Consider the following 22799-nt stretch of genomic DNA (forward strand, 5'->3'; position numbering starts at 1 on the left):
TCCAACGTCAGGTCATCCGCGAAATGCCGATCACCGGTCGCGTCCGGCACGTACTTCACGGTGACAACGATCCTCAAGCTCACGCCGGCTCTCCTCGCTCAGAGCGTCCTCAGGGTCCTGAAGGTCCTGTGGGCGCCAACGTATGGCACTCAGTTCCCCATGTAAAGGTACGTAGTGCCAAAGCGGCCCGTGCGGTGTTACGTTCCCGGCATGAGCGAGGCGCGCGAGGTCACCGGGTCACAGAAGAAGGCACCCATGCGGGAGGTGCTGGCCGAGGCGGCGTTCCAGTTGTTCCTGGAGCGCGGGTTCGAGCGGACGACCGTGGACGACATCGTGGCGCGGGCGGGTGTCGGGCGGCGCTCGTTCTTCCGGTACTTCCCCTCCAAGGACGACGCCGTCTTCCCGGACCACGAGAGCAGCCTGGCCGACATGACCGCGTTCCTCGACGCGGCGAGCGACGAACGCGACGCCGTCGACGTGGTGTGCGAAGCGACCATGATCGTGCTGCGGATGTACGCGGCGAACCCCGAATTCTCCGTGCAGCGCTACCGGTTGACCCGCGAGGTGCCGGGGCTGCGGGCGTACGAACTCTCCGTCGTGCGGCGTTACGAGCGCACGCTCGCGGGCTATCTGCGCCGCCGCTGGGAAGGTGTCGCGGACGGGGCGCTGCGCGCCGAGGTCGTGGCGGCGTCCGTCGTGGCCGCGCACAACAACGGGCTGCGCTCGTGGCTGGGTTCCGGCGGCGAGGGCGACGCCGAGGCCCGCGTGGAGCACGCGTTCGGGCTCGTCCGACAGGTGTGGGGCACGTCCGGCGAGGCCCCCGCGCCGGCCGTCGCGCAGGAGGAGGTCGTCGTCATGGTCGCGCCGAAGGGCGCCCCGATGTGGCGCGTCATCCAGCAGGTGGAGTCCGCCCTGCGGGAGAGCTGAGGAGGGGACCGAGTCGGCCCCCGAGCACAGCCGTGAGCAATTGAGGGTACTCGGTGTCTTTACCATTCGGCACTGAGTGCCATACGGTGAGGGGGCGCCGCGGCCGCAGCCCGGCGCGCACCGGGCGAGCGCGGGGAGGCCGAGCGATGTCAGGGGTTTTCGAGATGTCGACAGCAGCGACGATGTCCAGGGGTGGCGCCGGTGTCCTGGCGCCGCCGGCCGACGCGGACACCGGGTTCGCCTTCCAGCGGTGCCGCTGGTGCGCGACCCCGTCGTTCCGGCGGCTGCTCTGCCCCGTCTGCGCGTCCAGCGACCTGGAGACCGAGCACAGTGCGGGACCCGGCGTCGTGGTCCAGTCCCGGGTCGTCCACCGCGGCACCGGCGTCGCGCGCAACGAGTCGCTGGTCCGCTTCCCCGAGGACTTCGTCGTGCCCTGCCGCGTCGTGGGCACGGCCCCCCACCTCGTGTGGGTGGGGGCCACCGTGCGCCCGGCACGCGGTGCCAGGGTCGACTCCGGTGAGGTCGTCTTCGAGCTGCGCGACGATCCGACGGGCGACGACGACCTGCGCTGAGCGGGCCGCCGTCCCTGCCGCCGGGCCGGTCCCAACTCCCTTGTCAGCCCAGCATCTTGAGCAGCTCGGTGGCGAGCGGAGTGGACGACGCCGGGTTCTGGCCCGTGACCAGGTTGCGGTCGACGATCACGTGCGGCGCCCAGGGCTCACCGACCACCACGTTGACGCCGGCCTCGGTGAGGCGGTCCTGGAGCAGCCACTTCGCGCGCTCCGCGAGGCCGCCCTGGATCTCCTCGGCGTTCGTGAAGGCCGCGATGTCGTAGCCCCGGAACGTGTTGGTGCCGTCCGCGTCCGTCGCCGCGAGCAGCGCGGCCGGGCCGTGGCAGACCACGCCGAGCGGCTTGCCGCCGCGCAGGGCGTCGGTCAGCAGCCGGCCGGAGTCCGCGTGCACCGCGAGGTCCTCCATCGGGCCGTGCCCGCCGGGGTAGAAGACGGCGGCGTACTCGTCGAGGTCGACGTCCTCGATCCGGATCGGGCTCTTCAGCTCGGTCATCGCGGCGAGCGCGCTCGCCGTGCGCTCGGCGCCCTCGGGGCCGCCGTTGTACTCCGGCGCGAGGCTGCCCCGGTCGACGGGCGGCACCACACCGCCGGGCGTCGCCACGACGATCTCGTGCCCCGCCGCCTTGAAGGCCTCGTACGGGGCGACGGCCTCCTCGGCCCAGAAGCCGGTCGGGTGGAGGGTGCCGTCGGCGAGCGTCCAGTGGTCGGCGCCGGTCAGAACGAACAGGATCTTCGACATGAGTGTTGCTCCCAAGATGCGGGCCCGCAGATCGCCCCTGCGGCGATGCTCTCGACCGTAGGCCCGGTCACCCATCGGATTCCAATAGGCTCGGCCATGTGAGAGATAGGGAAGTCAATGGGTTGCACGGGCTGCCCGATCTGAACCTGCTGCGTACGTTCCTCGCGGTCTACCGGGCGGGCGCCTTCACCGCGGGTGCCCGGCTGCTCGGCCTTTCGCAGCCTACGGTCACCACGCAGATCCGGGCGCTCGAGACGCGGCTCGGCCGCGACCTGTTCGAGCGGCAGCCGCGCGGCGTCGCCCCGACCGCGTTCGCCGACGAACTGGCGGCGCGCGTCGGCGGTCCCCTCGACGAGCTCGGCGCGGTCGGCGGCCCCGGCGGCCTGCTCGGCGCCGGTGACGCGGACCCCGTGCACCTCGCGGGCCCGGCCGAGTACCTCTCGCACAGCGTGCTGCCGACGCTCGCCCCGCTCGTCGACCAGGGCGTACGGCTGCGTCTCGCGTTCGGCCTCACCGACGAGCTGCTCGAGGCGCTGCGTGCCGGGCGGCACGACCTGGTCGTCGCCACCGTCCGGCCGCGCGGGCGGAACCTGGCCGCGACGCCGCTCGACGACGAGGAGTTCGTGCTGGTCGCCGCCCCCGCCTGGGCCGAGCGCATCGGTGCCCGCCTGGCGAGCGAGGGTCCCGCCGCACTGAACGGCGTGCCCCTCGTCTCCTACGCCGACGACCTGCCGATCGTCCGCCGCTATTGGCGTCACGTCTTCGGCAGGCGCCTGGCCCGCACGCCCGCCGTCACGGTCCCCGACCTGCGCGGGGTCCGCGCGGCCGTCGCAGGCGGCGCCGGGTTCAGCGTGCTGCCCCGCTATCTGTGCGCCGACGACCTGGCCCGCGGCGCGCTGGTCCTGCTGCACGACCCGGCGGACGCCCCGATCAACACGGCCTTCCTCGTCCAGCGGCCGGGATCGTCGGCCAACCCGCACGTCACCCTCGTACGCGACCATCTCCTGAGGTCCGCACGAGGAGTGTGACGCCCCCTCAACTGCCCTGCGCCGTACCGGAGTCGGCGGCTTCCTTCGCGATCAGATCGAATTGCGCGCCCATCGCCGCGGACAGTGCCTGCGCCGCCGACAGCGGCCGGACCATCACCATGAAGTCGTCGATCAGACCGTCCTCGTCGAAGTGCAGGAAGTCGCACCCGGTGATCTTCCGGTCGCCGACCCTCGCCTCGAAGACGAGGGCGTGATCGCGCCCGTCGACGCTCTCGATCTCGCGCACGTAGCGGAAGTCCTCGAAGACGCGCGTGACGCCGCGCAGGATCGCCGACGTGATCGCCTTGCCCGGGTACGGCTTGAACACGACCGGGCTGGTGAACACCACGTCCTCGGCCAGCAGATCCTCGACCGCCGCCAGATCGCCCTTCTCCACCGCAGCGCGGAAGGGATGCATGACGCCACCTCGCTCTCGACCGTCACCCTCATTAGGCAACTAATTGAATAGGTGCGAGTGAGAATAATCGTCTCGCTGTAGAGTGTCCACATGTCTCTCAAGTACGCGGTCCTGGCCGCCCTGTTGGAGGGCGAGGCGTCCGGATATGACCTGGCGAAGATCTTCGACGTGTCCGTGTCGAACTTCTGGGCCGCGACGCCGCAGCAGCTGTACCGGGAGCTGGACCGGCTGGCGGGCGAGGGGCTGATCGACGCCCGCGTGGTGCCGCAGGAGCGCAGGCCTAACAAGCGGATGTTCACGCTGTCCACGGCGGGCCGCGCCGACCTCGCCGCGTTCACGGCGAAGCAGCCGAGGCCCATGGCGCTGCGCGACGAGCTGATGGTGAAGGTGCAGGCCGTCGACATCGGCGACCTGGACACGGTGCGCGCCCACATCGAGGAGCGGATGGCCTGGGCCGCCGGAAAGCTCGCCCGCTACGAGCGGGTGCGCCGGCATCTGCTCGGCGGCCTCGGCGAGGAGGAGTTCCTCGCCGAGGGGGAGCGCGTCGGCCCGTATCTGACGCTGATGGGCGGCATCGGCCTGGAGCAGGAGTATCTGCGCTGGGGGCGGCGCGTCCTGGAGATCCTGGAGCGCCGGGCCGCCGCCCGCCCTGCTCAGGCCTCGGGCTCGGAGTCCGGCTCGGTGAGCTGAAGCCCGTTCTCCCAGATCTTGTTGAGCGTCGTCACCAGACGCTCGTACGGGATGCGCTGCCCGAGCACGAACACCATGTACGCCATGCGGCTCACCATCACCGACAGGGCGTGCGCGGTCACCAGCGGATCCAGGCTCGCGTCCGCCGCGCCGCGCTCCTGCAGGGACCGGATCAGCTTGGCGTTGCGCCGCGCGAACGCGTTGCCCCGCTCGATGCGCAGCTGCATGAACTGCTCGTCGACCTGGGCGACTTGCTCGAAGAGCGCCATCAGGCGCGCGTTCTTCTTGTACGCGCGCAAGTACTCGCGGTTCGAGGCGTCGATCAGCTCGCGCGGGTCCGTGATCCCGGTGCGCTCGCGCAGATGCGGGTGGAGCATCTCCTCCTGCACCTGCTCGACGAGCGCCTGGAAGATCTCTTCCTTGCTGTTGAAGTACGTGTAGAACGAGCCCGAAGCGACCTTCGCCGCCTTGGAGATGTCGGTGATCCGGGCATCCAGGTAGCCGTCGCGCTCGAAGACCTCGCGGGCCGCGGCGATCAGGGCGCCACGGGTCCTGAGGCCGCGTGCGCTGCGCGGGGTGATCGGTTGCTTCTGGCCGCCGTCAGCGGCCGGGGCGTGGGCAGCCAAGGCGGTCCGTTCGTTCGTACGCCGGTCGGTGGCGGGGGATCGTATCAGCCGAGGCCCGCGAGGAACTTCAGGACCGCGGCGTTCACTTCCGCGGGCCGCTCCTGCTGGATCCAGTGGCCCGCGCCGTCCAGGACGACACGGCCGCGCAGATCGGTCAGCGTCGCCTCCAGCCTGTCGTCGGGCATGAACCGGGCGACCGGGTCCTTGGAACCGGTGACGAACAGCGCGGGACAGTCGATCGTCCGGCCCGCCAGCTCCGCCGTGCGTTCCCAGGTGCGGTCCAGGTTCCGGTAGTAGTTGAGGCCGCCGGTGAAACCGGTGCGCTCGAACGTCTCGACGTAGTGCGCGAGTTCGGCCTCGCCCATCCAGCGCGGGGGCCTCAACTCCTCCTCCGCCTCCGCACGCTCGGCCCACGCGGCCGACCAGACCTCGCGCGCCACCAGCGTCCTGCGCACGTCGCGCGACAGGGCCCGCTCGGCGACGCCCGGCTCCTGGAACCACACCATGTAGAAGTCGTCGCCGAGTCGCTTGCGCAGCACCGGCAGCGGCGCCACGGGGGAGCGGGGCGTCACGGGCACGCTCATCCCCACCACGGCCCGCACCCGCTCCGGGTGCAGCCACGCCATGTGCCACACGACCGAGGCACCCCAGTCGTGCCCGATGAACACCGCGTCGTCGGCGCCGACGTCGTCGAGGAGTCCGGCGAGATCCGCGCACAGGGTCGGCGCGTCGTACTCGGTCACGTCCTCGGGGCGCGAACTGCCGCCGTAGCCCCGCATGTCGGGCGCGAGCACCCGGTAGCCGGCGTCGGCCAGCGCGCCGATCTGGTGCCGCCAGGAGAACGCCAGCTCGGGAAAGCCGTGGCAGAGCACGACCAGGGGGCCGTCCTGCGGGCCGTGCTCGACGACGCGCAGCGTGATCCCGTTCGTCGCCACGTCGCGTGACGGCAGCTTCTCCCACGCGGCCGTCGATGTGTCCGTGCCCATCGGCGCAGCCCCTCCCGTTGAACTTGACGTTGGATTCGACCATACGCCCGATGAACCCTCCGCTCCAGCATTGAACCTGAACCCGGATTCAAGTACGTTCCGACACGGAAGAGCGACGAGCGGTACGGACGGGCCGTACGGACGAGCGACGGGGTGGCGCCATGGCGGGAACCGGTAAGCGCACGGCGGTGCTCTTCGACTTCGGCGGGGTGCTCACCACGAGCGTCGTCGCCGCCTTCGAGGACCTGGGCCGCGAGCTCGGCGACGAACCGCGGCTCCTCCTGCGCCTGTTCGCGAAGGACGCCGCCAGCGGCGCGCTGCTCGTCGCGCACGAGGAAGGGCGCATCGGACAGCGGGAGTTCGAGGACGGACTCGTGACCCGGCTGCGCGCGCACGGCGTGGATCCGGGGGACGGGCCGGGACTCGTCGGCCGGCTCCAGGCGCGGCTCGGACCGGACCCCGACACCCTCGCGCTCGTGGCGCGGCTGCGCGCCGACGGCCATCGCGTCGGGTTGCTGTCCAACTCGCTCGGCGACGACTGCTACGCGGGCTTCGACCTGCCCGCCCTGTTCGACGCCGTCACCGTCTCCCGCGACATCGGCGTGCGCAAACCCTCGCGGCGCGCGTACGCGATCGCCTGCGAGCGGCTCGGCGCCGACCCGGGGGAGACCGTCATGGTCGACGACCTGGAACAGAACATCACGGCCGCGGCCCGGCTCGGCATCGCCGGGGTGGTGCACCGCGACGCCGCCACGACATCGGCCGAACTCGCCGCCCTGATGGGCGGGTTGGGCCACAAGTAATGGGATCGCCAGTGATCGGGCCATCAGTGATGGGGCCATCAGCGAGAGGGAGAACCGTGTACGAGATGTCCGACAGGGCCAAGGAGTACCAGGACAAGCTGCTCGCCTTCATGGACGAGCACGTCTACCCGGCCGAGGCGGTGTACGCCGCGCAGATGGCCGAGTCGGGCGACCCGCACTTCCACCCGCCGGTCATCGAGGAGCTGAAGACCGAGGCGAAGAAGCGCGGCCTGTGGAACCTCTTCCACCCGCACCCCGAGTGGGGTCCCGGCCTGACCAACCTCGAGTACGCTCCGCTCGCCGAGATCATGGGCCGCAGCGCTCACCTCGCACCCGAGGCCACGAACTGCAACGCGCCCGACACCGGCAACATGGAGGTCCTCACCCTCTTCGGGACGGACGAGCACAAGGAGAAGTGGCTGAAGCCGCTGCTCGACGGGGAGATCGCCTCCGCGTTCGCCATGACCGAGCCCGCGGTGGCCAGTTCGGACGCGAGCAACATCCAGATGCGGATGGAGGCCGACGGCGACGATTACGTCCTCAACGGCCGCAAGTGGTGGACCTCGAACGCCCTGCACCCGCACTGCAAGGTCCTCATCGTCATGGGCAAGACCGACCCCGACGGGCCCGCCTTCCGCCAGCAGTCGATGATGGTCGTGCCGCTCGACACCCCCGGCGTCACCGTCCTGCGCGGCCTGCCCGTCTTCGGCTACCAGGACCGCGAGGGCCACGCCGAGGTGCTCTTCGAGAACGTACGGGTGCCGCGCACCGCGCTGCTCGCCGGCGAGGGCGACGGGTTCATGATCAGCCAGGCGCGGCTCGGCCCCGGCCGGATCCACCACTGCATGCGCTCCCTCGGCATGGCCGAGCGCGCCCTCGACCTGATGATCGACCGCGCGCAGGCCCGCACCGCCTTCGGCGCCCCGATCGCGGAGCGCGCCAACATCCAGGACTGGATCGCCGAGTCCCGCATCGAGATCGACATGGCGCGCCTGCTCACGCTCAAGGCCGCGTACCTGATGGACACCGTCGGCAACAAGCAGGCCCGCACCGAGATCGCGGCCATCAAGGTCGCCGCGCCCGAGGTCGCCCTGAAGGTCGTCGACCGCGCGATCCAGGTGCACGGCGGCGCGGGCGTCAGCGACGACTTCCCGCTCGCGAGCATGTACGCGCACCTGCGTACGCTGCGTCTTGCCGACGGGCCCGACGAGGTGCACAAGCGGACCATCGCGCGGCGTGAGCTGCGGCGCAGGGAGTCGCAGCGGAACGCCTAAAGTCCGGGCAAACTGCCTGAATTCGATCAGCAAAATGTATGTTTCACCTTCGTCTGTTCTCCCTCGTGCGGGTGAATCGGTGCAGGTCACCGAGGCGGTAGTCGATCTAGGTTCGGCAGTGATCGGCTCACGCCGCCATCCGCCTTGGAGAGGTCATGTCCTACGCCTCCGTCCCCGATACCTCCTTCCCGCACGACGAATCCGAACCACGCGCCGTCTACGACGCGATCCGCGACGAACTGCTCCTCGACGGACGCAGCCGCCTCAACCTCGCCACCTTCGGCACCACGTGGATGGAGGACGAGGCGCGGCTGCTCATGTCCGAGACCGCCGACAAGAACCTCGTCGACACCGACGAGTACCCGCAGGTCGCCGACATGGAGGCGCGCTGCGTACGGATGCTCGCCGACCTGTGGCACGCGCCCGACCCGGCGCGTGCCACGGGCTGCTCCACCACCGGCTCCAGCGAGGCCGCGATGCTCGCCGGGCTCGCGCTCAAGCGCCGCTGGGAGCAGCGGCGCAGGGCCGCGGGCCGCGACACCGCACGTCCCAACATCGTCGCGGGCGCCAACGTCCAGGTCTGCTGGAAGAAGTTCTGCTCCTACTTCGACGTCGAAGCACGCCTGGTGCCGCTCGCCCCGGGCCGGCTGCACCTGACCCCCGACCAGCTCGGCCAGTACTGCGACGAGCGCACCATCGGCGTCGTCGGCATCCTCGGCTCCACCTTCGACGGTTCCTACGAGCCCATCGCCGACCTGTGTCTCGCCCTCGACGGCATCGAGCACGTCACCGGGCACGACATCCCCGTCCACGTCGACGGCGCCTCGGGCGCGCTCGTCGCCCCGTTCATCGACCCGGACCTCCTCTGGGACTTCCAGCTCGCCCGCGTCGCCTCCATCAACACCTCGGGGCACAAGTACGGGCAGGTCTTCCCCGGTCTCGGCTGGGCCCTGTGGCGGGACGCGGACGCCCTGCCCGCGGACCTGGTCCACCACGTCGACTACCTGGGCGGCGAGATGAACACGTTCTCGCTCACCTTCACCCGCCCCGCCTCCCACGTCGCCGCGCAGTACTACACCTTCCACCGCTACGGGCGCGAAGGGCTGCGCCGCCTGCACCTCGCCTCGCGCCGCACCGCGCGCAGCCTCGCCGCGGGCATCGCCGAGCTCGACCTGTTCGAACTGCTCACCGACGGCGGCCAGTTGCCCGCCTTCGCGTTCCGCCTCACCGATGCCGCCCACGCACTCGGCCTGCACGAACGCGGCATCGCCCTGGCCATGCGCGCCCGCGGCTGGCAAGTGCCCGCCTATCCGCTGCCCACCGGGCTGTCCGGCACCTGGGCGCTGCGCGTGGTGGTCCGCACCGGATTCACCCCCCGCCTAGCCGAGCTCTTCCTGGACGACCTGCGGCACGCCGCGGGCACGCTCGCCGGGGCCGCCGTGCTGACGGCCGCTCCGTTGCAGGAGGCCGAGGCCGCCGTGACCCCCTGATCCCTCAGCTCCGATCCGTCAACAACGCGCAGGGACGCGGGGGTTGCTGGGGGTGGTCCTCCAGGTGAAGGGTGCGCAAGGATGGAGGCATGACCGCGGCCCAGCGCGCCATGACCGAACTCGGGACATGGCCGAACCTGGTAAGTGGCCCACCCCGCTGCTCGGTGGGGCACGCGTTCTGCGCGGCGGGCCACGAACTCGTCCACTTCCACGCCGACGACAGCGCCGATCTGTACCTCACCTCGACGGCGGTGCAGCGGCTCCTTCCGCAACTGCGGCACAACAGTGCGATCCGCGTCCGGCCGGGCGACTCCTGGATCACGGTGCTCCTCGAGTGCGACACGGACGTACACCTGCTGCTGAGCCTGGTCAGTGTCGCCCTCAAGGAGCACGACGCCCACGCCTGCCCGTCAACGGCGTGCGACTGGGAACGGCCGCGCGCGTCCTAGGAGTTGATGCCTGCCTCCAGGGGTCATCCTTCTAGGCGTCCTCGGAGAACCGGTCGCCGAGCTGCTGCAGCCGTGACTCCTCCAGATCGAGGACGTGGTGGGCGTCGGTGAGCGCACGCGAGCTGTACGTTCCTCGCGTGCGCGCCGCGAGCAGGGCGTCGCGCTCCGCGGAGATGACTCGCAGCCGCAACCGCATGTACGTGCCGCGCGCCTCGGCGCTCGGCCCGGACCGCGGCTCCGGCTCGTCGTTCTCGTCCCCGTCCCCGTCCCCGTCCCCGTCTCCGTCCCCGTTCTGTTGCGCCGGGCGGATCAGGCCGTCCGTGCGGACCCGGTCGACGATCCACGGTTCGACCTCCCCGTCCGCCACCTCCTCGTCCAGGGCCTCGGTCGCCGCCTCGGACATCTCGCCGATCAGCTGCCGGAACTCGTCGATCCGGCGCTCGGGATCGTCGCCCGGGATGCGAACGGTGCGGATCACCGCAGGCAGCGTCAGGCCTTGCAGGAGCAGCGTCGTGGCCGCCACCACGAACGCAATGAGGATCAACTGCGGCCGGTACGGGGTGTCTTCGGGCAGCGTCTGCGCCGCGGCGACCGTGATCGCGCCGCGCATCCCGGACCAGGCGAGGACGACGCCGCCCTGCCAGCCCAGCGTCTCGTTGAGCCGGAAGTCGATGTCGGCGCCGACCCGCGTCACCCGCCGCTCGATCCGCGCCTTCTTGCGCGGCGTGAACCGCTCGCCCAGGTCGAAGGTGTCGATGCGCTCCTGCCACCGCTCGATGAACGGCTTCGCCGCGGCCGCCCGGCGCTCGTCCCGGCGCAACATCGCCACCAGCGGTGCCACGAACACCATGCGCACGACGATGACGAGCCCGGTCACCGCGAGTCCGTAGAGCACGACGCGGCCCGCGCCCAGGCCGTTCTGGTGCGCCCTGGCCTCGTCGAACAGCGTCTTCAGGCCGAGCCCCATCAGCAGGAAGACCGCGCTCTCCAGGAGGAAGGCGAGCGTGCGCCAGTTCATGGTCTCGGTGATCCGGTCCTGGGCCCGCAGCCACCGCGGGCTCAGATGCCCCGTCACCACACCGGTCACGACGACGGCGAGCACCCCCGACGCGTCGAACTCCTCGGCCGGCACGTACGCCACGAACGGCACGACGAAGGAGATCGCCGTGTTCAGGACCGAGTCGGCGAGCAGAGCCCGTACGCGTACGTTGACCAGGCCGACGACCACCCCGACCACCACGGCGACGACCACCGAGACCACGAACTTCCCGGCCACGCCCCACAGCGACACCGCGCCCGCGAGCGCGGCGACCGCCGAGCGCAGCAGCACCAGGGCCGAGGCGTCGTTGACCAGCCCCTCGCCCTCCAGGAGGGTCAACAGGCGGGAGGGCAGGCCGAGTTTGCGGCCCACCGAGGTCGCGGCGACGGCGTCCGTCGGGCTGACCACCGCGCCGAGCGCGAACGCGGCGGGCCAGCCGACGTCCGGCAGCAGCAGGTGCACGAGCCAGCCCGCGCCCAGCGTCGACACGGCGACCAGCAGCACCGCGAGGCCCGTGATGGCCTTCCAGTCGCGCCGGAAGTCCTGCGCGGGCATGTTGACGGCGGAGGAGTACAGCAGCGGCGGCAGCACCCCGGCCAGGATCCACTCCGGTTCGACGTCCGGCACCGGCACGCCGGGCACGAAGCTCAGGGCGATGCCGACGACGACCAGGCTCAGCGGCGCGGCCAGTCCCAGGCGCTGGGAGAAGGCCGCGACGGCCACGATGCTCGCGACACCGACGACGGCGATCAGGGTCAGTTCCATGCCGCCGCCACCCCCGGCCCGGCGCTGCTCGACCTGCCTCTTCTGCCGGTTCTGCCAGTCCTGCCTGTTCTGTCTGTCCTGCCTGTTCTGTGCATGCGGGCATTGTGTCGGCCCGGTTCGCGTGTGCCGGGAGCCCCGCCGATATCGCCGTGGGCGAAGCCGGGCCCCGGGCGGTCCCGGCCCCCGTACGCTGAGCCGATGACCAACCACGAGACCCTCAGGCCCCGTTCCGCCACCGCTCAGGAGCCGCTGTGGCGGGACGTCGTCGGGGACGTGCTGCGCCGCCGCCGACGCGACCAGGGCCGGACCCTGCAGGACGTCGCCGACGTCGCCGGGATCTCCATGCCCTACCTCTCCGAGGTCGAGCGGGGCCGCAAGGAGGCCTCGTCGGAGATGCTCGCCGCCGTCGCGGGGGCGCTCGGCCTCGGGCTCGTCGACGTACTGGCGCTCGCACAGCGCGAGTTGGCGCACGCGACGCGGCTGCGCAGGCCGGTCCCCGTCGTGTCGGTCGTCGCGGTGGCCGCCCCGGTCACCTCGCGCGCGGCGGTCGGCGCCCGGGGCGCGGGGACGGTCTGCCTCGCCGCCTGAGGCGCGTCGGCGTCAGCCCTCTTCGAGGATGCGGACGAGCACGGGCACGTGGCTGTGCTCGACGTCCTTCACCGACGTCACCAGCGTGGCCGGGCCCTGCTCGGCCAACGCCCGCACATGGTCGAGGAGTTGCGTGCGGTCGGGGTCCGACAGCTCTGCGCGGTAGCGCTCCGCGAACGCGTCGTAGCGGTGCTCCCGGTCCTCGTGGTACCAGGTGCGCAGCTCCTTGGACGGCGTCAGGTCCTTGAGCCACTCGTCCACGGCGGCCCGCTCCTTGGAGATGCCGCGCGGCCACAGCCGGTCGACGAGCAGGCGCTTGCCGTCCGAGGGGGTCGGGGGGTCGTAGACGCGGCGGACCTGGAACGGGCTCATGGGCTCATTGTGCGTCCCGCCCGGCACTCCCGCTCACCCGTGCGGCCCCGCTCCGGTGGCGGGAGTCCGGTGGCCGTGCGAAGAGTCGGACATGACCCAAGCACCGTACGACCCGCAGACCCCGCACCGCAGCGCAGGCGAGGAGGAGCCTCCGCGCCGCCCGGAGGGACCCCTCGGCCGACTCGCGGGCGCCGCCTGGCAGGCGGTCCTGCTCGCCGGCGTCGCGGCGCTGATCCTCGGTGTGCTCGTCCTCGTCTGGCCCGGTGCGTCCCTGTGGGCGGCGGGCATCCTGTTCGGCCTCTATCTCGTGATCAGTGGTGCTTTCCAGCTGGTCACGGCCTTCGGGACGCACGTCACGACCGGGCTGCGCGTGATGGCGTTCATCAGCGGCGCCGTCTCGATCCTGCTCGGTCTGTTCTGCTTCCGCGGCGCGATGCAGTCGATCCTGCTGCTCGGCCTGTGGATCGGCATCGGCTGGCTGTTCCGCGGGATCACGCAGACCGCCGCGGCCGTCTCCGACCCGGCGATGCCCGCGCGCGGCTGGCAGATCTTCCTGGGGATCGTCAGCGCGATGGCCGGCATCGTGCTGATCGTCTCGCCGTTCGAGTCGGTCGCCGTCCTCACCCTCGTCGGCGGCTGCTGGCTGGTGGCGATGGGCGTCGTGGAGATCGTCGAGGCGTTCATGCTGCGCGGCAAGGCGAAGCACATCCCGCCCGGCGTCTGAAGCCGTACGCCGGCCGTGCCCCGCACACGGCCGTGCCCCGCACACGCCTGTGCCCCGCGCTCGACGACGAGCGCGGGGCACAGGCGCGTACGGCTCAGACGCCGACGGCCTCCTCCAGCTCCTCCTCGACCTGCTCCTCCTCGGCCTCGTTGTCCTCCTCGTTCTCTTCCTGTCCGTGCTTGTCGGCGGCCTGAGAGGCGAGAGCCCTCTCCTGCCGGTGCTCGGCCAGCGCCGCGACGGCGAACACCACCGCGCCCGCGACGAGCCACGCCACCAGCGTTCCCACGTAGCGGCCCAGGTCGTAGTGGTCGAAGTAGAGGAGGCTGCGGGCGCCCTCGACGAAGCCCGCGCCGTTCCAGAAGGCGTGCAGGCTGCCGAAGAACCCGTTCTGCAGCTCGGGCCGGAAGATCCCGCCGGAGCTGGTGAAGTTGAGCATCACGAACAGCACCATCACCGCGAGCGTCGTCCACCGCTTCAGGAACGTGTGCAGACCCACGCCGACCAGCAGGATGCCCGCCGAGTACAGCCAGGCCATGCCCCACAGGCCCCACAGACTCGTGTGCGCGAGGTGGAAGACCGGTCCCGCGAACGCCGCGCCGATCAGGCTCACCACCGCCGAGACGCCGACCACGAGGAGCCCTCGCGTGCGCATCCGCAGGGCCGCGCCCGCGCCGCCGAGCACCGCCACCGACGCGTACGAGCCGATGCTGAGCGCGACGAGGAGGAAGAACAGGCCCTGGCCCGTCGGGTCGTCGGACACCGGCGGTGCCACGTCCGTGACCTTCAGCGGCTGCCCCTGCTGTGCGGCGACCGGCGTGAAGATCTTCTCGACGACGGAGACCGTCGTGTCGGACCCGGCCGAGGCCACGACGAGCTCGGGGCTCTTGCCGCCGAGCACGTACGCGCCGTCGATGGTGCGCGTCCTGAGCTGGTCGACGGCGGCGGCGCGCGTGTCGAGCGTGCGGACGTCGAGGGCGTCGCCCGCCTTGTCCTTCACGGTCTGCGCGAACACCTTCGCCTCGGGCCCCGCCCCGACGACGGCGACCGGCAGATGGTGCGGCTCGGGGGACGCGAACGCGCCCAGATAGGCAAGCCCCATGCCCACGCACATCAGGAGCGGCGTGAGCAGGTGCGTGAGCACGTGGCGCAGGGCGGGGTTGTGCGCGCCGCGTACCACCCCGCGCACGGCACCCGCGCCCTCGGACCGATGAGCTCTGTGGTCGGCGGGCATGGGCAGGACCTCCATGGGTTGGCTTATGCAACTCTTAATCGAGTTGTACTCTACAACCACATGGCGGGGAGGTGGGCGGAGCGGGGTGTGAGCATCGACACCCGGCCGGGCCGGGGAGGTGGGGCCGGAGGGTCAGGCGGGGCGCGGCAGGGGGTGGTCCTCGAAAGCGCCCGGCGCGGCAGCGGAATGCTGCTCGTCCTCGGACTCGTACGCACGGAGCCGGTCGCGCAGTGCGCGCAGGCGCAGGCTCGTGTCGTACAGATAGCGGACCTTCGTCCGCATCACCCACGGCTCGATCGGTTTGACGACGTAGTCGGCGACGCCGAGCTCGAAGGCCCGCACGGCGAGCGTGGGATCCTGGCCCGCGCCGGTGATCAGCATGATCGGTATGTCCTGGGTCTGTTCGAGGCGCGCCATGTAGTGCGCCACCTCGAACCCGCTGACGTCGGGCATCAGCACGTCCAGGAGGACCACCGCGATGCCGCCGCGCAGGACGGCCTTGAGGGCGTCGTCCCCGTTGTTCGCCCGGTCCACGGGATAGCCGAGCGGGGCGAGGGCGCTCTCCATCGCGAAGAGCGTGTCGTCGCGGTCGTCGACGACGAGGATCTTGGGTCGTGCAGCGGTGGGCATCGCCAGGGGCCTCCCCTCGTCGGCATCGACAGCATATGCCGGAACACGGGCGGCGGAAGGGTGCTCTCAGCTCTCGCCGTCTGCTTGTTCGAGGCCCAAGTCCCTTGCGGTGGCGGGATTTTGAGGGTCCCGGTCGTCGTTACGGACCCGGCCGTCATCGTGGATCAGGGCGCTGACCTCGGGCTAGGGCGTGCGGCAGTGTGGTGTGCGGGGGCCGGAGCGGACGGACCGATCGACTCTCGGCCAGATCTGAATCGATTCGGCTTGTAGACGGCCCCGTGGACGGTCTTCCGCGTTCACCGGGCGATCGAAGGTGTGCACATTGCGTCAAGTGGCGTGCGGGGCGTCGGTGTTGAGCCGCAGGTCCGGGGCCGTCGCGCGCCGCGTCACCCGTCCTCCTCGGTGTGCCGCCGGCGGGCCCAGGCGGGCAGGGCGAACCAGCACAGCAGGTACCAGGCGAGGATCACCGCCACGAGGGCCGGGGCCAGGGCGTCGTGCAGGGCGACGCGCAGGATCAGGAACAGGGCCGAGACCAGCGTGCACAGCAGCAGGACCAGACCGGCGAAGGTGAGCCGGGACGCCCAGACCACCGCCCGGGGTTTGATCCGGCGGCCGGAGACGAGGCGGTGGAAGGAGACGGGGCCGATCAGGGCGCCGGTCGCGGCGGAACCGAGCAGGACCGTGATGACGTACAACGTCCGGTCGGTGTCCGAGAGTTGGGGGAAGCGCGGGGTGAACACCACGGTGAGCAGGAAGCCGAACAGGATCTGCACGCCGGTCAGTGCCACGCGCAGTTCCTGTACGAGCTCCGCCCACTGCCGGTCCGCCCGCTCCTCGACGGTCTCGCTGCGGCCGCCCCCGCTCTCCAACTGGTCCATCCGGCCCGGGTACCCACGCCGGGGGCCTTCTCCCAACGGGCTGTCAACGGGCCTGCGCGGACGGGTGGTCGCGCGTGTGGTGCGGTGCCTCCACCACGTCGAGGAACACCTGGTCCGCCTCGGGCCACCGCTCGCGCACGGACCGCTTGATGCGCTCGCTGACCAGTTCCAGGCGCTCGCTGTCGATGCCGGGGGAGAGGTCGACGCGGGCCGCGACGAGCGTCGAGTCGAGGCCCAGGCGCATCGTGTGCAGGGCGGCCACGTAGTCGATCTCCGGCTGGGCGTCGAGGAGTTCGCGGATGCCGCGGCTCAGCTCCGGGTCGACCGCCTCCCCGATCAGCTGGTCCCGGGCGCTGCGGCCGAGGCGGTACGCCACGTACACCAGAAGCAGCCCAATCGCCAGGGACGCACAGCCCTCCCAGGCGACGTCGCCGGTCAGGTGGTGCAGGGCCAGGCCGCCCGCGGCGAGCAGCACCCCGATCACCGCCGTGCCGTCCTCGGCGAGGACCGTGCGCAGCGCCGGATCCGAGCCGATACCGTCCCCGGGCTTGCTGCGGACCTGGTGCACGGCGCGCAGCAGCGAGCCGCCCTCGGCGAGCAGCGCCACCCCCAGCACGGCGAGCCCCACCACATAGCCCGTGTACGACTCCTCCTGGCCGGGCGACGTCAGCGCCTCGTACGCCTGGAAGAACGAGAAGCAGCCGCCCATCACGAAGATGCCGACCGCGGCGAGCAAGGACCAGAAGAACCGCTCCTTGCCGTACCCGAACGGATGCCGGTGGTCAGGGGGGCGGCGGCTGCGGCGCACCGCCGCGAGGAGGAACACCTCGTTGAGGCTGTCGGCCACCGAGTGCGCGGCCTCCGAAAGGAGAGCGGGAGACGCGGAGATCAGCCCGCCGACAGCCTTCGCGACGGCGATCAGCAGATTGGCGCAGAGGGCCACCAGGACCGTGAGCCGGGTCTTGCGATCCTCCCGCGCATCGGAGTTCGTGTTCTTGGTCACGTCGTCAACTCGCAGTGTATGGAGGGCAATTGAGGGCACTCGGTGCGTCGAGGAGGTAGTGACTGTGATTGCTGTCCTGTTGGTTCTGCTGCTTGCGCTGGTCCTCTTCGGTGCCGGGTTCGCGGTGAAACTGCTGTGGTGGGTGGCGCTGGCCGTGCTGGTGGTGTGGCTGCTCGGATTCCTGCTGCGCGGTACGACGGCACATGGAGCGAGGTCGCGTTGGTACCGGTGGTGAGGCGCCGGTGGCCGAGGCACCGCCGGTGAGTATCCGTACGCCCCTGCCGTAAACCAAACGCCTTGCAGTCCCCACGCACGAGGCCGGCCGGATCCCTGGATCCGGCCGGCCCTTCTCCGGTTTGCCCGGCGGTGATCCGGCTACCCGCCACGGACGTACACGTACTCCGCACAGCACGCAAAGGAGCCGGACCGGTGACCTCCCTGGCCAAGCCCCCGTATCTCCGTGCCGCGCCGGCCGAACCGGCCAAGGACGCTCTCGTCCGCTTCCTCGAGGACCGATTCGCCTGCGCGCAGGCCTGCATCGAGTGCGCCCGGGCCGGCGCCCTGCTGGTCACCGCCATCGAACCGGTGGCCGCCGCTCAGCCGGTGCACGGCCCCGTACACCCCACCCGCGCCGAGCCGTCCGCGGTGCGGCACGGGCTGCGGCGCCCCCTCCTGCTGTGCGTCGAGGTCTGCGACGCGACCTGCCGGATGCTGTCGGAGGAGGGGCACCAGGACGAGTACGGGCTGCGCCTCCAGGCCGAGTGGTGCCGCGCCGTCGCGCTGGAGTGCGCGCACGCCTGCGACCGGACGCCGGACGCCGCGGCCTGCGCCGAGCGGTGCCGGGCCTGCGCCCGTGCCTGCAGCGACTTCCTGGCGAACCTGGGCTGACGGCCCGTGCCCGGCACGGGCACGGGCACGGCGATCCGCAAGATCACCTGACGAATGATCAGCCCCCGGCATTCCCTATTTCTGGAACGAGTTCTACTGTGTGCGCCGTCAAGCCCGCGCCGACGCCGCCCAGTTGACCGCCAGGAGGGGCCGTGCACCTCGAATACACGCCCGAGCAGCAGCAGTTGCGCACCGAGCTGCGCGCCTACTTCGCCGATCTCGTACCCGACAACGCCTACGCCCGCTACGAGGACCCGGCCGCCCAGAAGCGGTTCTACCGCGAGACCGTGCGCCGCCTCGGCTCCGACGGCTGGCTCGGGGTGGGCTGGCCGAAGGAGTACGGCGGCCGGGGCCTGAGCCCCATGGAGCAGTTCATCTTCTTCGACGAGGCCGCCCAGGCGGGCGTCCCGCTGCCGCTGATGGCGCTCAACACCGTCGGCCCGACGATCATGCAGTTCGGCACCGACGAGCAGAAGGAGTTCTTCCTGCCGAAGGTCCTCGCCGGGGAGATCGACTTCGCGATCGGCTACAGCGAACCCGACGCGGGCACGGACCTCGCCGCGCTCAAGACGCGGGCCGTGCGCGACGGCGACGACTACGTCGTGAACGGGCAGAAGATCTGGACGACCAACGGGGACACCGCCGACTGGGTCTGGCTCGCCGTGCGCACCGACCCCGACGCCCCGCCGCACAAGGGCATCACCATGCTGCTCGTGCCGACGTCCGACCCCGGCTACACCTGCACCGTCATCAACACCCTCGCCTCGCACGACACCACGGCCAGCTACTACGAGGACATCCGCGTGCCCGTCTCCCGCCGCGTCGGCGACGAGAACAAGGGCTGGCGCCTGATCACCAACCAGCTCAACCACGAGCGCGTCACCCTCGCCGCGCACGGCACCATGGCGATCCGCGCCCTGCACGACGTGCAGCGCTGGGCCATGGAGACCAAGCTCGCCGACGGCCGCCGCGTCATCGACCTCGGCTGGGTGCGCAAGCGCCTCGCGCAGACCCACACCAAGCTCGACGCGATGAAACTCCTCAACTGGCAGATGGTGAACGCCGTCCAGGAAGGCACCCTCACGCCGCAGGACGCCTCCGCCGTGAAGGTCTACGGCTCGGAGGCGCGCCGCGACGCGTACGCCTGGCTGATGGAGGTCGTGGCCGCGGCGGGCGCGCTGAAGGAGGGCAGCGCGGGCGCCGTGCTCCACGGGGAGCTGGAGCGCGGCTACCGCTCGGCGGTCATCTTCACCTTCGGCGGCGGCAACAACGAGATCCAGCGCGAGATCATCTCGTGGATCGGCCTGGGGATGCCGCGCGTACGCCGATGACGGACTGCGACCACGGATGCCAGTCGGCACATCCCGGGGGCGGTGGGCACCGGACGGATGCGCGGAGCCGTCCGGGTCGGTCACGCGTCCTTGTGGGAGTCCAACCGGGCGGCGATGACGGCCGCTTGGACACGACGGTGGACCCCGAGCTTCCCCAGGAGCCGGGAGATGTTGTTCTTCACGGTCTTCTCTGACAGGAAGAGGCGCTGTCCGATCTCCCGGTTGGTCAAGCCCTCGCCGATGAGTGCGAGGATGTCGCGTTCGCGCGCGGAGAGCTTCTCCACCTCGGCGGGCTCGTGCGGCGAAGACGTCTCCTCCGGCGTCCGCAGCGACTGCATCAGGCGTGCGGTCGTGGCCGGGTCGAGCATGGACTGCCCCGCGGCCACGGTGCGTACGGCCACGTTCAGGTCCGCCCCTCTGATCTGCTTGAGCACGTAGCCCGAGGCACCCGCCATGATCGCGTCGAGCAGTGCGTCCTCGTCGTCGAAGGACGTCAGCATGAGGCAGGCCGTGTCCGGCAGCGCGGAGCGCAGTTCACGGCAGACGCTGATGCCGTCCATGTCCGGCAGCCTGACGTCGAGCACGTCGACATCAGGCTGGAGAGCGGGTGCCCGTACGAGTGCCTGCCGCCCGGTGGCGGCCTCGCCGATCACCCGGATGTCGGGCTCCGAATCCAGCAGGTCGGCCAGGCCGCGGCGGACGACCTCGTGGTCGTCGAGGAGGAACACCTTGATGGGGTTCTCTGCGCTGAACTTCTTTGTCGCGCCGGTCATACGGAGCCTCCTGCGGCAGGTCTGCGTGCGGATGGTGCGCGCGCCGTTCGGTTCGATCCTCACGCCCTGCGCTGTGGTCGTCGACGGATCTGCGGTCAATTCTCGGCAGGATCTCCGCGGGCAGCGGTTCGTCGGTGGCTCGGTCGTCCTGTGCCGCAGCCGCGATCCCCTTTTGGTGATGTCGGTACCGACGGGACACCGGGTGATGCATCGGCCGCAGCCACTGGGCGGGGCCAACGACCACCACTTCGGGCACCGTTCGGCGGCCCTGGCCGTGGGTCAGTCCGGCACCACGGCCACCGCGCCGTGCGCCTGTCCGACGAGCGACAGGAGCAAAGGGCCGAGTCCGTGGTGGTGACGGCCGACCACCAGCAGCTCGGCCCTCTCGGACGCGGCGAGCAGCGCACGGTCCGGCGCCAGGAGCACGACGTCCTCCCACACCCGCACCTGCGGGTACTTCTCCTGCCAGGGGCGCAGCGCGTCGGACAACGACTGCGCCTCGTGGCCCTCCCAGGTGGCCCGCCGCTGCGCCAGAGGCGGCGGCGGGCCGGTCGGCACCGCCGCACGCCAGGCCCGGACCGCGCGCAGCCTCGTCTGCCGGCTCCGGGCGCGTTCGAACGCGAACTCCAGTGCGTGGTGGGGCAGTTGAGATGGGCCGACGCCCACGGCGACCCGGTCGGCCCGCCTGGCGCCGCCGCTCCACAGCCCGCTGGGCACCAGGACCACGGGCCCGGGGGAGCGGTCGGCCGCTTCGCGGGCCACCGCGCCGAGGGCGGGTGCCGTGTGACCGCCGACGCCTCGCACGCCGAGAACGAGCAGGGCCGACCCCCGGGCCTGCTCCAGGAGAACGGGCGCCGGTGAGCCGCTGCCGTGCACCGCCTCCACCACCAGTCCCGGGTAGCGGGCGCGCAGGTTCCGGGCGGCGCGCGAACTCTGGTTGCCGGCGCCGGCGGGGCCCACCTGCACCACGCGTAGGATCGCTGCCTGCCGGTATGCCTCGTCGGCGGCCCACTGCGCGGCCGCGTCCGCACGGATCGAGCCGTCGACTCCGACCACCACGCGTCGATCGACCATGGCCATGATGCTCACCCCGGGCTTCCCGGGCTCCTGCATGTCGCGACGGTCGTCACACCGGAGCGGGACCGCTCGCTCGGGAACCACAGTGCGGTGTCTCGGCCGACCCACGTCACACGACGGGGCCGGCGCACTCCCAACAGCTCGCGTCCCCCTCTCAGCTCGGGTCCCGCTGCACCGGAATGGTCCGCGAGCTCCCCTTCTCGGCCGAGGCCAGCGGAACGGTGACGGTGAGGATCCCGTCCTTGTAGACGGCGGTGGCCCCGTCCCGGCGCGCGCCCGAGGGCAGACGGACGGCCCGGGCGTAGGCGCCGTAGCGGAACTCCGTGTGCCGCTTCTGTGCGCTTTCCGCGGTGCGTTCCGCGCGGAGCGTCAGGACGTCGCCCGTGACACTGATCTCGACGTCCTTGTCCGGGTCGATGCCGGGCAGTTCGGCGCACAGGGTGTACGCGTCCTCCGTGAGCTGCTCCTCGATCCGGATGCCGTGCAGGCCGGGAGCACTCCGGTGCGCCGGGAAGCCGCCGAGACCCGAATCGATCCAGTCGAAGAGATCGGGCAGCATCGAGGGTCGCCATTCCAGCATGCCGGTCATCTCGAACCTCCCTTCACATCAGGCGGATTGCCTGCTTTTTCCCTGCTTTCAGAATCGGCCCCGGCCGCGGCCGTGCCCAGAGTCCGCTCGGCCCCGGTGCGGGACGGTCGGCCCCTGCCCCGGGGCGTCCGGCGGCCGCACGGTGGTGGCAGACGACCTGGAGGAGGGCACTGTGGCCACACAACACGTACAACTCGTCGTGGGTGTCGACGGTTCGCCCGCCGCGCGGGCTGCGCTCGACTGGTCGATCCGGCAGGCTCGTCTGCTGGCGGCCGAGGTCATCGCCGTGCACGCCTGGCAGCCGGCCGACCGGTGGCGAGCGCCGTACGCCCCGCTCGACGCTCTGCCGACACCGGAAGACGACCGCAAGGCGGCGGACCGACTGCTCGACGACGTCGTCGCCCCGGCCCGCGTGGCGGCGCCCGGAACACCACTGACCGGCCTGCTGGTCGAGGGCCCCGCCGTGCCCGTGCTGATCGCATACGCCGCGCAGGCACACCTGCTCGTCCTGGGCCGCCGCGTACGCCGTGATCCTGTGCTGCCCGCACTGGGATCCACCGCTCTTGCCTGCATGCGAGGAGCCGCGTGTCCGGTGGTGACCGTTCCGGAACGCGCACCGGAATCGCACCGGTCCCGGTCAACGGCGGAACCGGACCTCTTCACCCACGTGACCCGGTAGGGCGGCAGGCCGGACAGCTCCCCACAGCTCTCCGTCCGCGCTCTCGGCCGCCCACCGGTGCCCCTGCGCTGCACCGTCACCGGCCAACGCCGGGTGCGCGCGGAGGATGCACGGGCCCCGGTCCTGGACGAAGCCCGAGCCGGACATCCGCCCGTGCCGGACATCCGCCCGTCACCGCGCAAGCCCTGCCGCATGATCGACGCTACGAAGGCCCGGCCGGCGGTCACCGG

27 protein-coding genes and 1 pseudogene are annotated in these 22799 nt (G+C 71.3%); 14 read left to right on the forward strand and 14 right to left on the reverse strand.

The window, feature by feature from the left end; all coding sequences use genetic code 11:
* Positions 1-83: pseudogene (locus tag ACIBUY_RS42165) on the reverse strand (electron transfer flavoprotein subunit beta); the annotation flags it as partial.
* A gap of 127 nt (positions 84-210) precedes the next feature.
* Here ACIBUY_RS42165 and ACIBUY_RS42170 point away from each other — a divergent pair.
* A complete protein-coding gene (locus ACIBUY_RS42170) occupies positions 211-927 on the forward strand; it encodes a TetR family transcriptional regulator (RefSeq protein WP_365579338.1) in 717 nt (238 codons plus the stop codon).
* A gap of 164 nt (positions 928-1091) precedes the next feature.
* Positions 1092-1499 (forward strand): Zn-ribbon domain-containing OB-fold protein, encoded by a 408-nt coding sequence (locus ACIBUY_RS42175; protein WP_399155514.1) that lies wholly within the window; start codon positions 1092-1094, stop codon positions 1497-1499.
* A 43-nt stretch (positions 1500-1542) separates the two neighbouring features.
* On the opposite strand, the gene ACIBUY_RS42180 is transcribed toward ACIBUY_RS42175, so the two are convergent.
* A complete protein-coding gene (locus ACIBUY_RS42180; RefSeq protein ID WP_399155515.1) occupies positions 1543-2238 on the reverse strand; it encodes a type 1 glutamine amidotransferase domain-containing protein in 696 nt (231 codons plus the stop codon).
* A gap of 98 nt (positions 2239-2336) precedes the next feature.
* Here ACIBUY_RS42180 and ACIBUY_RS42185 point away from each other — a divergent pair, with 98 nt between their 5' ends.
* Positions 2337-3266 carry a LysR family transcriptional regulator gene (locus ACIBUY_RS42185; protein ID WP_365579342.1) on the forward strand — a complete coding sequence of 310 codons (930 nt, stop codon included), beginning with the start codon at positions 2337-2339 and terminating at the stop codon, positions 3264-3266.
* A 7-nt stretch (positions 3267-3273) separates the two neighbouring features.
* Here ACIBUY_RS42185 and ACIBUY_RS42190 read toward each other — a convergent pair whose 3' ends face one another.
* On the reverse strand, positions 3274-3684 hold the full coding sequence (locus ACIBUY_RS42190) for a nuclear transport factor 2 family protein (RefSeq protein ID WP_365579344.1): 411 nt from the start codon (positions 3682-3684) through the stop codon (positions 3274-3276).
* A gap of 90 nt (positions 3685-3774) precedes the next feature.
* Here ACIBUY_RS42190 and ACIBUY_RS42195 point away from each other — a divergent pair, with 90 nt between their 5' ends.
* A complete protein-coding gene (locus tag ACIBUY_RS42195; protein ID WP_365579346.1) occupies positions 3775-4374 on the forward strand; it encodes a PadR family transcriptional regulator in 600 nt (199 codons plus the stop codon).
* Here the strand turns inward: ACIBUY_RS42195 and ACIBUY_RS42200 are convergent.
* Both ACIBUY_RS42200 and ACIBUY_RS42205 read right to left on the reverse strand, forming a co-directional pair.
* Positions 4338-5000 (reverse strand): TetR/AcrR family transcriptional regulator, encoded by a 663-nt coding sequence (locus ACIBUY_RS42200; protein WP_365579348.1) that lies wholly within the window; start codon positions 4998-5000, stop codon positions 4338-4340. The genes ACIBUY_RS42195 and ACIBUY_RS42200 overlap by 37 nt on opposite strands.
* Before the next feature lie 44 nt (positions 5001-5044).
* The gene (locus tag ACIBUY_RS42205; RefSeq protein ID WP_365579350.1) at positions 5045-5986 is read right to left on the reverse strand and encodes an alpha/beta hydrolase; all 942 of its coding nucleotides are present in this window, start codon (positions 5984-5986) and stop codon (positions 5045-5047) included.
* Between the two features lie 161 nt (positions 5987-6147).
* Between ACIBUY_RS42205 and ACIBUY_RS42210 the strand changes: the two genes are divergently transcribed.
* The 4 genes from ACIBUY_RS42210 (at position 6148) to ACIBUY_RS42225 (ending at position 10002) form a co-directional block, all read left to right on the forward strand.
* Positions 6148-6789, forward strand: coding sequence for an HAD family hydrolase (locus ACIBUY_RS42210; RefSeq protein WP_399155516.1), 642 nt, complete (start codon positions 6148-6150; stop codon positions 6787-6789).
* Positions 6790-6854: 65 nt separating this feature from the next.
* Complete coding sequence (locus ACIBUY_RS42215) at positions 6855-8063, forward strand: acyl-CoA dehydrogenase family protein (protein WP_365579354.1); 1209 nt, start codon at positions 6855-6857, stop codon at positions 8061-8063.
* A gap of 155 nt (positions 8064-8218) precedes the next feature.
* Positions 8219-9553, forward strand: a complete 1335-nt coding sequence (locus ACIBUY_RS42220) for a glutamate decarboxylase (RefSeq protein WP_399155517.1) — start codon at positions 8219-8221, stop codon at positions 9551-9553.
* Positions 9554-9642: 89 nt separating this feature from the next.
* Positions 9643-10002, forward strand: coding sequence for a luciferase family protein (locus ACIBUY_RS42225; protein WP_365579358.1), 360 nt, complete (start codon positions 9643-9645; stop codon positions 10000-10002).
* Positions 10003-10033: 31 nt separating this feature from the next.
* Here ACIBUY_RS42225 and ACIBUY_RS42230 read toward each other — a convergent pair whose 3' ends face one another.
* Positions 10034-11806, reverse strand: coding sequence for a cation:proton antiporter (locus ACIBUY_RS42230; protein WP_399155518.1), 1773 nt, complete (start codon positions 11804-11806; stop codon positions 10034-10036).
* Positions 11807-12004: 198 nt separating this feature from the next.
* On the opposite strand from ACIBUY_RS42230, the gene ACIBUY_RS42235 reads away from it, so the two are divergent.
* Positions 12005-12394: a helix-turn-helix transcriptional regulator gene (locus tag ACIBUY_RS42235; RefSeq protein WP_365579362.1), complete on the forward strand. Its 390-nt coding sequence runs from the start codon at positions 12005-12007 to the stop codon at positions 12392-12394.
* Between the two features lie 12 nt (positions 12395-12406).
* On the opposite strand, the gene ACIBUY_RS42240 is transcribed toward ACIBUY_RS42235, so the two are convergent.
* A complete protein-coding gene (locus ACIBUY_RS42240; RefSeq protein ID WP_365579364.1) occupies positions 12407-12766 on the reverse strand; it encodes a DUF488 family protein in 360 nt (119 codons plus the stop codon).
* A 91-nt stretch (positions 12767-12857) separates the two neighbouring features.
* Between ACIBUY_RS42240 and ACIBUY_RS42245 the strand changes: the two genes are divergently transcribed.
* Positions 12858-13490, forward strand: coding sequence for an HdeD family acid-resistance protein (locus ACIBUY_RS42245; protein WP_365579366.1), 633 nt, complete (start codon positions 12858-12860; stop codon positions 13488-13490).
* Between the two features lie 94 nt (positions 13491-13584).
* Here ACIBUY_RS42245 and ACIBUY_RS42250 read toward each other — a convergent pair whose 3' ends face one another.
* The 4 genes from ACIBUY_RS42250 to ACIBUY_RS42265 all read right to left on the reverse strand — a co-directional run bounded on the left by ACIBUY_RS42250 (position 13585) and on the right by ACIBUY_RS42265 (position 17232).
* The gene (locus ACIBUY_RS42250) at positions 13585-14601 is read right to left on the reverse strand and encodes a hypothetical protein (RefSeq protein WP_365579398.1); all 1017 of its coding nucleotides are present in this window, start codon (positions 14599-14601) and stop codon (positions 13585-13587) included.
* Positions 14602-14853: 252 nt separating this feature from the next.
* On the reverse strand, positions 14854-15351 hold the full coding sequence (locus tag ACIBUY_RS42255; protein WP_399155519.1) for a two-component system response regulator: 498 nt from the start codon (positions 15349-15351) through the stop codon (positions 14854-14856).
* A gap of 386 nt (positions 15352-15737) precedes the next feature.
* Positions 15738-16229 (reverse strand): DUF6328 family protein, encoded by a 492-nt coding sequence (locus ACIBUY_RS42260; RefSeq protein WP_365579370.1) that lies wholly within the window; start codon positions 16227-16229, stop codon positions 15738-15740.
* Between the two features lie 43 nt (positions 16230-16272).
* Complete coding sequence (locus ACIBUY_RS42265) at positions 16273-17232, reverse strand: cation diffusion facilitator family transporter (protein ID WP_399155520.1); 960 nt, start codon at positions 17230-17232, stop codon at positions 16273-16275.
* Positions 17233-17296: 64 nt separating this feature from the next.
* On the opposite strand from ACIBUY_RS42265, the gene ACIBUY_RS42270 reads away from it, so the two are divergent.
* The 3 genes from ACIBUY_RS42270 (at position 17297) to ACIBUY_RS42280 (ending at position 19451) form a co-directional block, all read left to right on the forward strand.
* Complete coding sequence (locus ACIBUY_RS42270; RefSeq protein WP_365579400.1) at positions 17297-17467, forward strand: hydrophobic protein; 171 nt, start codon at positions 17297-17299, stop codon at positions 17465-17467.
* A 203-nt stretch (positions 17468-17670) separates the two neighbouring features.
* Positions 17671-18120 carry a ferredoxin gene (locus ACIBUY_RS42275; RefSeq protein ID WP_399155529.1) on the forward strand — a complete coding sequence of 150 codons (450 nt, stop codon included), beginning with the start codon at positions 17671-17673 and terminating at the stop codon, positions 18118-18120.
* Between the two features lie 152 nt (positions 18121-18272).
* Positions 18273-19451 (forward strand): acyl-CoA dehydrogenase family protein, encoded by a 1179-nt coding sequence (locus ACIBUY_RS42280; RefSeq protein WP_365579376.1) that lies wholly within the window; start codon positions 18273-18275, stop codon positions 19449-19451.
* Positions 19452-19531: 80 nt separating this feature from the next.
* Here ACIBUY_RS42280 and ACIBUY_RS42285 read toward each other — a convergent pair whose 3' ends face one another.
* From ACIBUY_RS42285 to ACIBUY_RS42295, 3 genes are all read right to left on the reverse strand, one after another.
* The gene (locus tag ACIBUY_RS42285) at positions 19532-20224 is read right to left on the reverse strand and encodes a response regulator (RefSeq protein ID WP_399155521.1); all 693 of its coding nucleotides are present in this window, start codon (positions 20222-20224) and stop codon (positions 19532-19534) included.
* A gap of 279 nt (positions 20225-20503) precedes the next feature.
* Positions 20504-21337: a universal stress protein gene (locus tag ACIBUY_RS42290; protein ID WP_399155522.1), complete on the reverse strand. Its 834-nt coding sequence runs from the start codon at positions 21335-21337 to the stop codon at positions 20504-20506.
* A 118-nt stretch (positions 21338-21455) separates the two neighbouring features.
* A complete protein-coding gene (locus tag ACIBUY_RS42295) occupies positions 21456-21890 on the reverse strand; it encodes an Hsp20/alpha crystallin family protein (RefSeq protein ID WP_399155523.1) in 435 nt (144 codons plus the stop codon).
* A gap of 172 nt (positions 21891-22062) precedes the next feature.
* Here ACIBUY_RS42295 and ACIBUY_RS42300 point away from each other — a divergent pair, with 172 nt between their 5' ends.
* A complete protein-coding gene (locus ACIBUY_RS42300) occupies positions 22063-22569 on the forward strand; it encodes a universal stress protein (RefSeq protein WP_365579384.1) in 507 nt (168 codons plus the stop codon).
* The last annotated feature ends 230 nt before the right edge of the window (positions 22570-22799 follow it).

Origin of the sequence: Streptomyces sp. NPDC050085 (assembly GCF_044460595.1) — a bacterium.
GTDB lineage: Bacteria > Actinomycetota > Actinomycetes > Streptomycetales > Streptomycetaceae > Streptomyces.

Coding starts and splice junctions, on each gene's coding strand:
- ACIBUY_RS42170 (WP_365579338.1), top strand. CDS start 211: ATGAGCGAGGCGCGCGAGGTCACCGGGTCACAGAAGAAGGCACCCATG.
- ACIBUY_RS42175 (WP_399155514.1), top strand. CDS start 1,092: ATGTCGACAGCAGCGACGATGTCCAGGGGTGGCGCCGGTGTCCTGGCG.
- ACIBUY_RS42180 (WP_399155515.1), bottom strand. CDS start 2,238: ATGTCGAAGATCCTGTTCGTTCTGACCGGCGCCGACCACTGGACGCTC.
- ACIBUY_RS42190 (WP_365579344.1), bottom strand. CDS start 3,684: ATGCATCCCTTCCGCGCTGCGGTGGAGAAGGGCGATCTGGCGGCGGTC.
- ACIBUY_RS42195 (WP_365579346.1), top strand. CDS start 3,775: ATGTCTCTCAAGTACGCGGTCCTGGCCGCCCTGTTGGAGGGCGAGGCG.
- ACIBUY_RS42205 (WP_365579350.1), bottom strand. CDS start 5,986: ATGGGCACGGACACATCGACGGCCGCGTGGGAGAAGCTGCCGTCACGC.
- ACIBUY_RS42210 (WP_399155516.1), top strand. CDS start 6,148: ATGGCGGGAACCGGTAAGCGCACGGCGGTGCTCTTCGACTTCGGCGGG.
- ACIBUY_RS42215 (WP_365579354.1), top strand. CDS start 6,855: ATGTCCGACAGGGCCAAGGAGTACCAGGACAAGCTGCTCGCCTTCATG.
- ACIBUY_RS42220 (WP_399155517.1), top strand. CDS start 8,219: ATGTCCTACGCCTCCGTCCCCGATACCTCCTTCCCGCACGACGAATCC.
- ACIBUY_RS42225 (WP_365579358.1), top strand. CDS start 9,643: ATGACCGCGGCCCAGCGCGCCATGACCGAACTCGGGACATGGCCGAAC.
- ACIBUY_RS42230 (WP_399155518.1), bottom strand. CDS start 11,806: ATGGAACTGACCCTGATCGCCGTCGTCGGTGTCGCGAGCATCGTGGCC.
- ACIBUY_RS42235 (WP_365579362.1), top strand. CDS start 12,005: ATGACCAACCACGAGACCCTCAGGCCCCGTTCCGCCACCGCTCAGGAG.
- ACIBUY_RS42240 (WP_365579364.1), bottom strand. CDS start 12,766: ATGAGCCCGTTCCAGGTCCGCCGCGTCTACGACCCCCCGACCCCCTCG.
- ACIBUY_RS42245 (WP_365579366.1), top strand. CDS start 12,858: ATGACCCAAGCACCGTACGACCCGCAGACCCCGCACCGCAGCGCAGGC.
- ACIBUY_RS42250 (WP_365579398.1), bottom strand. CDS start 14,601: ATGTGCGTGGGCATGGGGCTTGCCTATCTGGGCGCGTTCGCGTCCCCC.
- ACIBUY_RS42255 (WP_399155519.1), bottom strand. CDS start 15,351: ATGCCCACCGCTGCACGACCCAAGATCCTCGTCGTCGACGACCGCGAC.
- ACIBUY_RS42260 (WP_365579370.1), bottom strand. CDS start 16,229: ATGGACCAGTTGGAGAGCGGGGGCGGCCGCAGCGAGACCGTCGAGGAG.
- ACIBUY_RS42285 (WP_399155521.1), bottom strand. CDS start 20,224: ATGACCGGCGCGACAAAGAAGTTCAGCGCAGAGAACCCCATCAAGGTG.
- ACIBUY_RS42290 (WP_399155522.1), bottom strand. CDS start 21,337: ATGCAGGAGCCCGGGAAGCCCGGGGTGAGCATCATGGCCATGGTCGAT.
- ACIBUY_RS42295 (WP_399155523.1), bottom strand. CDS start 21,890: ATGACCGGCATGCTGGAATGGCGACCCTCGATGCTGCCCGATCTCTTC.